The 7,747-nt window shown below is 36.2% G+C and carries 8 protein-coding genes and 1 tRNA gene; 3 read left to right on the top strand and 6 right to left on the bottom strand.

Features of this window, described 5'->3' with window-relative positions; all coding sequences use genetic code 11:
* Positions 1 to 37 precede the first annotated feature (37 nt).
* Complete coding sequence (locus CVS92_RS05545; RefSeq protein WP_107788789.1) at positions 38 to 538, bottom strand: chemotaxis protein; 501 nt, start codon at positions 536 to 538, stop codon at positions 38 to 40.
* Between the two features lie 5 nt (positions 539 to 543).
* Positions 544 to 1,632 (bottom strand): nicotinate phosphoribosyltransferase, encoded by a 1,089-nt coding sequence (locus tag CVS92_RS05550; RefSeq protein ID WP_107788790.1) that lies wholly within the window; start codon positions 1,630 to 1,632, stop codon positions 544 to 546.
* 125 nt (positions 1,633 to 1,757) lie between these two features.
* On the opposite strand from CVS92_RS05550, the gene modA reads away from it, so the two are divergent.
* Entirely contained in the window at positions 1,758 to 2,456 is a 699-nt protein-coding gene (gene modA, locus CVS92_RS05555) for a molybdate ABC transporter substrate-binding protein (protein WP_107788791.1), read from the top strand.
* An 8-nt stretch (positions 2,457 to 2,464) separates the two neighbouring features.
* Positions 2,465 to 3,124, top strand: coding sequence for a molybdate ABC transporter permease subunit (locus CVS92_RS05560; protein ID WP_107788792.1), 660 nt, complete (start codon positions 2,465 to 2,467; stop codon positions 3,122 to 3,124).
* A gap of 6 nt (positions 3,125 to 3,130) precedes the next feature.
* On the opposite strand, the gene CVS92_RS08990 is transcribed toward CVS92_RS05560, so the two are convergent.
* Positions 3,131 to 3,228 (bottom strand) — tRNA-Sec (locus CVS92_RS08990).
* A 75-nt stretch (positions 3,229 to 3,303) separates the two neighbouring features.
* Here CVS92_RS08990 and CVS92_RS05565 point away from each other — a divergent pair.
* Complete coding sequence (locus CVS92_RS05565; RefSeq protein ID WP_107788793.1) at positions 3,304 to 3,879, top strand: BON domain-containing protein; 576 nt, start codon at positions 3,304 to 3,306, stop codon at positions 3,877 to 3,879.
* Between the two features lie 7 nt (positions 3,880 to 3,886).
* Here CVS92_RS05565 and CVS92_RS05570 read toward each other — a convergent pair whose 3' ends face one another.
* From CVS92_RS05570 to CVS92_RS05580, 3 genes are read right to left on the bottom strand one after another with little or no spacing between them, the layout of a single operon-like run.
* Positions 3,887 to 6,331, bottom strand: a complete 2,445-nt coding sequence (locus tag CVS92_RS05570; protein ID WP_107788794.1) for an efflux RND transporter permease subunit — start codon at positions 6,329 to 6,331, stop codon at positions 3,887 to 3,889.
* Positions 6,331 to 6,933 carry an ABC transporter substrate-binding protein gene (locus tag CVS92_RS05575; RefSeq protein WP_107788795.1) on the bottom strand — a complete coding sequence of 201 codons (603 nt, stop codon included), beginning with the start codon at positions 6,931 to 6,933 and terminating at the stop codon, positions 6,331 to 6,333. The genes CVS92_RS05570 and CVS92_RS05575 overlap by 1 nt, the downstream gene beginning before the upstream one ends.
* A 2-nt stretch (positions 6,934 to 6,935) precedes the next feature.
* Positions 6,936 to 7,646: a VacJ family lipoprotein gene (locus CVS92_RS05580; protein ID WP_107788796.1), complete on the bottom strand. Its 711-nt coding sequence runs from the start codon at positions 7,644 to 7,646 to the stop codon at positions 6,936 to 6,938.
* Positions 7,647 to 7,747 lie beyond the last annotated feature (101 nt).

Here is a 7,747-nt window from a genome sequence, read left to right on the forward strand (position 1 = left end):
TTACGCCATTTTAATGAAATTTATTTAAAATAAAGTTTTAAGGGCGGTTTTTAAACGATTTTACCAGCTTTGCATCTTTGAAATTTAGCACGTATTTCACGTCTATAGCGTCTTTAGCACCTTTTCTTCGAGCTAGGAGCATTGAGTAAAACGGATGCTTAAGCTCTAGCATCTTAAGCAGTTTTTGATCGCTATCTTCTTTTTTTATATTTTCAACGATTATTGTCGTTATAAATTTGCCCTCAAACTCGTAAAATGGCCAGACAATCACGCCTGCATCGCTTGTTTTAAAGTCCGTAATTTTAGACTTTTTAGGGATATTTAGCATGGAGATGATCTTTTTGTGAGGAATTTCTGCGTTTTGCACCGAGATCACCTTTACAAGCAGATCTTTTTTGACGCCGAGGCCATTTTGGCTAAAGCGATAAACTCCGTCTTCAAGGATGTTAACCTTTTCAAAGGCATTGGCATAGTTTGCAGCCATGCAGACAGAGAGGGATAATGTCAAAAATATAAAAATTTTACTTAGAATTTTCATTTTTGTTAAAATTTTACTCTCTTTAGTCTATCTGAAGTAAAATTTTTCCTACCAAATTTAGCCTCATCTTTACCGTTTAGCTCGACTAGATCGCCAGTAAAGCCACAAATGTCATTTTTAACAAGATAACTTCCAACGCCATAAGTATCAACTGGTGTGTTATGAGCTTCAAATTCTTTTATAATTTTAGGGCTAAAGCCTGAGCTAACGACGATTTTAACGTATTTAAAGCCAGCTTTATCAAGCGCCTCTCTTAGAGCAAATATAAGCTCCTTGCAAACGCCATGTGGGTCAAACCCGCTAGTATCCTTATCATCAAAATATTTATCAATCAAATTTTTACTAGTATCGACTCTAACCGCGCCAAGCCTCTCTTTTAATGCGTTTGCAGCCTTTAATGCATCTGTGATCACATCGTTGTTATAATCAACCAATGCCGTGATCTTCTCATTTTCAAAGGTTTTAGCATAAATTTCTGAGGCTTTTACTATATCCCCGCCGCACATTTGAATAAGCGCATGAGGCATGGTGCCACCACCTTTTAGCCCAGTAAGCTTGCCCTGAGCATCTGTGGCGACCTTTTTGATGCCGCCTACAAATGATGCATAGCCGTCGCCTGGTTGCGTGCAGATGTCATCTTGCCTATCTGCCATGCTAAAAACGTCTTTGCCGTTTGCTGCTCTTATCACATCTCTTGAATTTGTCGCTACGCAGCTTCTTCTAGTAAGCGTCGCATCGATCACATTTTCTAAAAAGCCGAAATTTTCATACTTGCCGCTTATCTTTAAAACTGGCTCGTTTGCGTTTATGATATCGCCATCATTAAGTGCGTAAATTTCAAGCTCACTTGGGTCTTTGGCAAATTTATTGATGACGGCTAAAACTTCGTCAATGCCGCAAAGTACGATATCATCGCGCCTTTGAAAGAACTGCATTGTCACGTGCTGATCAGGCAAATTTTGCTTAATTATCTCATTTACTTTTAAAAAATATTTCGCCGTGAAGTAGCCCTCGCCGATCCTTGGGTCTAGCCTAAAAGTCTTATCTGTTAGCCTATCTATCTTGCCTTGCATCTTTAGCTCAAGTTCGTTCATGTCTGTCCTTTTTTTATCGTGATTATAGCATTTTGGTAGAAAAGTGGAAATTATAAAAATATATTTTAAGAATGTATAAGAGTATATTTTATAAAATCTTGAAATTTTACTTTTAAAGGAAAAATATGAAAAAGTTCTTACTTTTAATGGTTGCAATTTTTGCATTTGGCAATGAAAATTTGCTAGTAAGTGCGGGTGGCGGATATAAAAAGATAGTCGAAGCAGTCGCGCAAAATCTCAAAAAAGATGGCGTAAATATCGACACTTCTTTTGCAAACATCACAGCTATCATGGCTCAGGCAAAAGAGGGCAAAACTGACGTGATCGTGGGCGATGAAGACTTTTTGAAAAAGTCTGATCTAAAGATCGCTGAATACGTAAATTTAGGCTCAGGTGCTTTGGTGTTGGCTACTAAAAAAGGTGTGAAAATAGAAAAAGTTGAAGAGTTAAAAACGCTTTCTAAGATCGCTATGCCAGATGCTGTAAAGACAGTTTATGGCAAAAGAGCAAATGAATTTATGCAAAAAGCAAATTTAAGCAGCGAGCTAAAAGATAAAATTTTAGCAGTCGCTGGCGTGCCACAAGTCGTTACATATATATTAAACGGCGAAGTTGATGCTGGATTTATTAATCAGACCGAACTAAACGCACACAAAGATGAATTTGGTAGTTTTGTCTTGATAGACAAATCGCTTTATGCTCCAGCAAACATTGTAGCTGCAAAGCTTGAAGGATGCGACAAAAAGGCTGATTGTGAGAAATTTTTAAATGAGCTAAAAAGCGAGAGATCAAAAGAAATTTACACTAAATTTGGCATAAGATAAGGCGAAATTTGCAAGAGCTCTCTTGGCTGTTTGATCCGCTATTTTTAAGTGTAAAGGTCGTTTTGTGCCAAGGGGCTTTACTTATCATTTTTGGGCTGGCTTTAGCCTATTATTTAGCTTTTGGTAAGGCTAAATTTAAAGCTATTTTAGAGATGATCGTAACTTTTCCGCTCATCTTTCCGCCCATTGCGACTGGATTTTTACTGCTTTATCTGCTTGGCAAAAATGGTATCGTCGGCAAGGCTTTAAATTTAGAAATTATTTTTAGTTTTAAGGCTCTTGTGCTAGCTGCTTTTATAGCTTCGCTGCCACTATTTGTAAAGCCTGTCGCTTCTGCTCTTGGCTCACTTTCAAAAAGCCTAAGTGAAGCAGCATATAGCCTTGGAAAAGATAAATTTCAAACAGCTATTTTCGTGCTCTTCCCATGTGTTGCAAAAAGCGTAGCAGCGGCTTTTATCTTAGCGATCTCGCGTGGGCTTGGCGAGGTTGGCATAACACTAATTTTGGGTGGCAATATCATAGGCAAAACAGACACTATCTCTCTTGCCATTTATAATGCCGTATACGATGGCAAAAGCGACGAAGCACTAGTTTTAAGCATTGTTTTGGTTGTATTAAGCTTTATTTTGTTTGGGATTATAAATTTGCTTGATAAAAGTAAAATTTAAAATGAATGGCGAGAGGATGAGAGAATCGAACTCCCCACCAGACGGTCAACCGCCCAGTCATCGGGTTTGAAGCCCGTGAGCATCACCAGATTACTTTATCCTCCGTGTGCGTTATTTTAGCAGATTTAGATAAATTTTAGCCCATTTTCTATAAACTTTTTGAAATTATAAAAGGATTTCTGATTTTAAAATTTAGCGTTTTTGCATTTTTGGCTCTATTTTTTTGCTCTTGCTCTTCGGTTCTTTCTCCAGCAACTGCGCCGCTAAATGTATATGATGCGTACTCTATTTCACGCGATAAACGTGGTATTTACTCGATCACAAAAGATAAATTTATACAAAGCAAATTGCAAAGCAAAATTTTATTTTCAAAAGGTCTTAGTAATATCGACATCGAGATAGAGGTCTTTTACGGAGATGCTTATTTGATCGGACTTGTTGATAGTAAAGAGCTTGAAGATAAGCTAGTAGAACTAGCCAAAAGTACAGATGGAGTGCGAAAAATTTATACCTATCTTCGTATCAAAAAGCCAGAATATCCATGCGATAGTCTAAAAATTCTTGCAAACTTAAAGCAAAATCTTTTTAAAGATAGTATAGTTGAGGGCACAAATGTGCGTGTTAGCATAGTTGGCTGTGATGTTGTATTTAGCGGCGTAGTTGATAGCATTGAGCAAGAAAAACATGCTATTTGGTACGCTAAGCACATTGACGGCGTGGCCGATGTATACTCATTTATTAAAGTTATCAAATAAATTTAGCTTAAATATCGCGCTTTTTTACAAAGCTTGCTATTAGGCTTGGCAAGATGATTAGCGCGCCAAGAAGCATAAATACCATAACAAGATCGGTTAGTAAGCCAAAATAGATAGTCGGGATAAAGTTACTAGTTATCATCACGCTAAAACCAAGAAAAATAGTGAATGATGTGTAATACATCGCATATCCTATGCTTGCGTGCGCGACTTTAATGCTCTTAAAAACACTTTTTATAAGCATTTCTTCTTTAAAGCGGTGGATGTAATGTATAATATCATCAACGCCGATACCTATACTAATGGCTGCGATCGTGATACTCATCACATCAAGAGGAATGCCAAAAAAACCCATCACACCAAAGAGTGTGCAAAGCGGGATTAAATTTGAAACTATCGCAATGGTTGCTAGCTTTATACTCCTAAAGATAAAGCAAAATATGACAAAAAGTATAGCGACAGTTAGCCCAAAAGTATCAACTTGTGAGCTAAGTAAATTTTGAAGCATATTGTTATAAAGCACCATCATTCCGGCAACTTCTATACTTACATTGTCATTTTTAGTAAGCTGTGCTAGCCCTTCTCTAAGCTCTTTTAGAAATAAATTTCGTCTAAGCTCGGAGTCGCTATCGACGATCCTTATACTAAATCTAAGCTCATCATTTTCAACGCTTACATAAGGACTTAATAAGATATTTTTATAATTTTGTGGTAATTTCTCATACATCGCAGCTAATAAAAAATCATCACTCGCGCCGTTATTTAGCTCTTTTATGGCTTTTATAAGGGTTGCTAGCGAGCTTACATGTCCGACAAATTTTTGCTCTTTTAAATAGTCGTGAATTTTCTCAGCAACCCTTGTGTGATAGCTATTAAACCAGTATTTCGCATCCTTGGCATTGCTTTCAAACTCATTTTCAAACTCATCTTGTTCAGTATTTTTATCTTGTTTTTGCTCTTTAAATTTCACTATCACATCAACTGGTATCGTGCCGCCAAGCTTGGTATCAATGACTTGCATTCCTTGGCGAATTTCTGTGCTTTCTTTAAAGTAGCCTATAAAGCTATTTTCAACCTTTATCTTGCTGATACCATAAACACCAAAGCAGACAACTAGAGCGCAAACTACGTAGATAATCTTTCTTGAGTTTAAGGCTAAATTTGCGCAGTATTTTGTAAATTTAAAGCTATTTTCAAAGGTTCTAATGGGAGCTAATTTTTCTAAATTTACATTTATCGCGCCAAATAGCAAAAACGCAAGCACAAGCGAAACGCTAATGCCAGTGCTCATCATAATGCCAAGCATGATGACTGGCTTTATGTCAGCGCTCATAAGCGAGCTAAAGCCAATAACCGTGGTAAATATCGCCCAAAAAGATGGAGAGAATTTATCACGAAGCGTTAGATAAATTAGCTGATTTTGGCTATATTTTGGATGCTTTGCATAAAATTCTCTATAGCTAACGACAAGATGAATCACAGTTGAAATAGTAATGATGAGCTGAAGTGCGATGTAGTTTGAGCTAATGACCGTCACTTCCCAGTCAAATATACCAAAAATTCCAGTCGTAAAAATGGCGCTTATGGCACATATAAACATAGGTAAAACGATCCATCTAACCTGCCTGAAAAATAGCCACAAACTAAAGCTAAGAAGAGCAAGTACACTTAAGCCATAGACTAAAAGATCGCTCTTTATAAAGCCTATCATATCATCAGCGATCATATTTGCACCGCCTAAGAATAGCTCGTCATTTGCGTTAAATTTAGCTATGGTTGCTTTTATAGCCTCAAGGTTTTTGTGATCGCTCTTTCTAAGCTCATCTCGGTAGGCTTTAAACTCATAGGCAAGAGCCTCTAACTTAAGTCGCTCAGCTTGTGTGATAGTGCCGTTTGACTCTTTTTGGCTAAGCAAATTTCTCTCATTTACAAGCTCATTAAATTTCTCATCTTGTTTTAAATTTAGAGCAATTGCTGTGGTTTTTAGATCTTTGCTTATCAAATTTCCGCTGTAAATCGGACTTTTGGCAAACTCAAGCTTTGCTTTTGAAATATTTATATCTTTATCTTGCAGCGTTGGAGTATGATCTAAGATGCCCGTAATCCCGCCTTTTACACTATTTAAAAGCGGAATATTTATTATAGAGATGACGCTATTTACCATATCGTTTTTAGCTAGTTCATTGCCTAAATTTCTGATAAGTTCTAAATTTTTAGATAAAAAAAGATCATCTTTTGGAGTAAAAGCAACCACTAAAAATCCGGGTGAGTCGTAGCGTTTAGCTATCTCTCTATAAGCTTTTAAGTCAGGATCATGCTCAAGTAGTAGCGTTTCAGCTGACGCATCAACGCTAAGCTTGGTGCTAAGATAGCCAAAAACAACGCTTAAAGCTAAAATTAGAGCAATAATAAGCTTGTTTTTAGCAATGATAAATTTAAAAATTTGTCGCATTAAGGGTTGGTTTTATTTTGATCAGGTAAAACAGCTTCGTTTAGCTTTTGTAAAAGAGTATTGAAATCAGCATTATTTAGCACATCACCAAACTGACTTCTGTATGTTTGAATGATGCTTACACCAACGATATCAAGATCGTAAATGAGCCAGCCACGCTCTTTTGCGTCATAAAATTTATATACAAACTCATAAATTTTTCCGTCGTTTACAAGCTCAGATGTTAGCCAGTACCTATTTTTTTGTGGTTCACTCTCGCCAGTTATACGTATCTCTTGATCTTTGTACCCTAAAAGTTCATCTATGTATGAGCTTTTCAATTTTTGCTCAAATGCTGCGTCAAATTTAGCCTGTTCATCGCTACTTAAACTGTTGTAACGTTTGCCAAGGCTTATCTTTGCCATTTGTTTATAGTCAAAAAATGGATCAAGAAGAGCAAAAATTTCTTTTGTCTTTGCGTTATTGTCTAAATTTGTATCTTTTAAAATTTCAATAACCTTTATTGTTTTCATCTCTACTTCAGGCTTGATCTGCTCTTTTGAAATAGCAAAAAGGCTAGTTGTAAAAAGTAAAATCATAGTTAGAATTTTTAAAATTTTCATATTTACTCCTTGATAAGCTTGTCACGTCTTTGCTCGTAAGCATCGCGTAAAAATGGATAAAGATCAATAGCATCTTTTCTTATTTTTTCATAAGCTGTTGGATCTTGTGAAAAGCTATTAAACGCTCTATATGACTTGATACCAGTTGATAAAAGTATAGGATCAACGTAGCTAATAGGATCAGCAAAATAGTCTCCAACCATGCCACCAGTATCTCTTAAATTTGATGGCCCAATAAGTGGCCAAACTATATGAAAACCGCTACCAAGCCCCCAATATCCAAGCGTTTGTCCAAAATCTTCATCGTGAGGCTTGAGGTTGTAGTATTTTGCTCCGTCTGTTAGTCCGCCAAAGCCAATTATCGTATTTGCTAAAAATCTCAATGTCTCTTCACCAGCATTTTGAAATTTAAACTGAAGTAAGTTATTTACAAAGCGAACTGGGAAAAGCAAGTTATCAAAGAAATTTGAAACCATTGTTCTAGCTGTTTTTGGCATAACATAGGCATAGCCTTTTGCCACTGGAGTTAGCATATTTACATAGATAAAGTCATTTGCATGCGTCATAATTCTATTGTAGCCACTAAGTGGATCAAAAACATCTTTTCTTGCTTCAAATTCAACATCAAATTCATCACTTTCGCTATTCGTATTTATGTCCGTATTAGCACAGGCTAAAAGCAAACTAAAAAAGATAGAAAGCAAAAATTTCATACTAAGCCTTATTTTTATTTATAAAATGTAGCTCGATTTTATCTTTTAAAAACTTTACAAGAAATTAAGAGAAATTTATAAATTGGCTTAAATCTTTAAGC

It is taken from the genome of Campylobacter concisus (assembly GCF_003048555.1).
GTDB classification, from domain to species: Bacteria; Campylobacterota; Campylobacteria; order Campylobacterales; family Campylobacteraceae; genus Campylobacter_A; species Campylobacter_A concisus_AO.

Excerpts from the sequence above, each read along its gene's own strand:
- CVS92_RS05545 (WP_107788789.1), bottom strand. The coding sequence starts at position 538 with ATGAAAATTCTAAGTAAAATTTTTATATTTTTGACATTATCCCTCTCT.
- CVS92_RS05550 (WP_107788790.1), bottom strand. The coding sequence starts at position 1,632 with ATGAACGAACTTGAGCTAAAGATGCAAGGCAAGATAGATAGGCTAACA.
- modA (WP_107788791.1), top strand. The coding sequence starts at position 1,758 with ATGAAAAAGTTCTTACTTTTAATGGTTGCAATTTTTGCATTTGGCAAT.
- CVS92_RS05570 (WP_107788794.1), bottom strand. The coding sequence starts at position 6,331 with ATGCGACAAATTTTTAAATTTATCATTGCTAAAAACAAGCTTATTATT.
- CVS92_RS05575 (WP_107788795.1), bottom strand. The coding sequence starts at position 6,933 with ATGAAAATTTTAAAAATTCTAACTATGATTTTACTTTTTACAACTAGC.
- CVS92_RS05580 (WP_107788796.1), bottom strand. The coding sequence starts at position 7,646 with ATGAAATTTTTGCTTTCTATCTTTTTTAGTTTGCTTTTAGCCTGTGCT.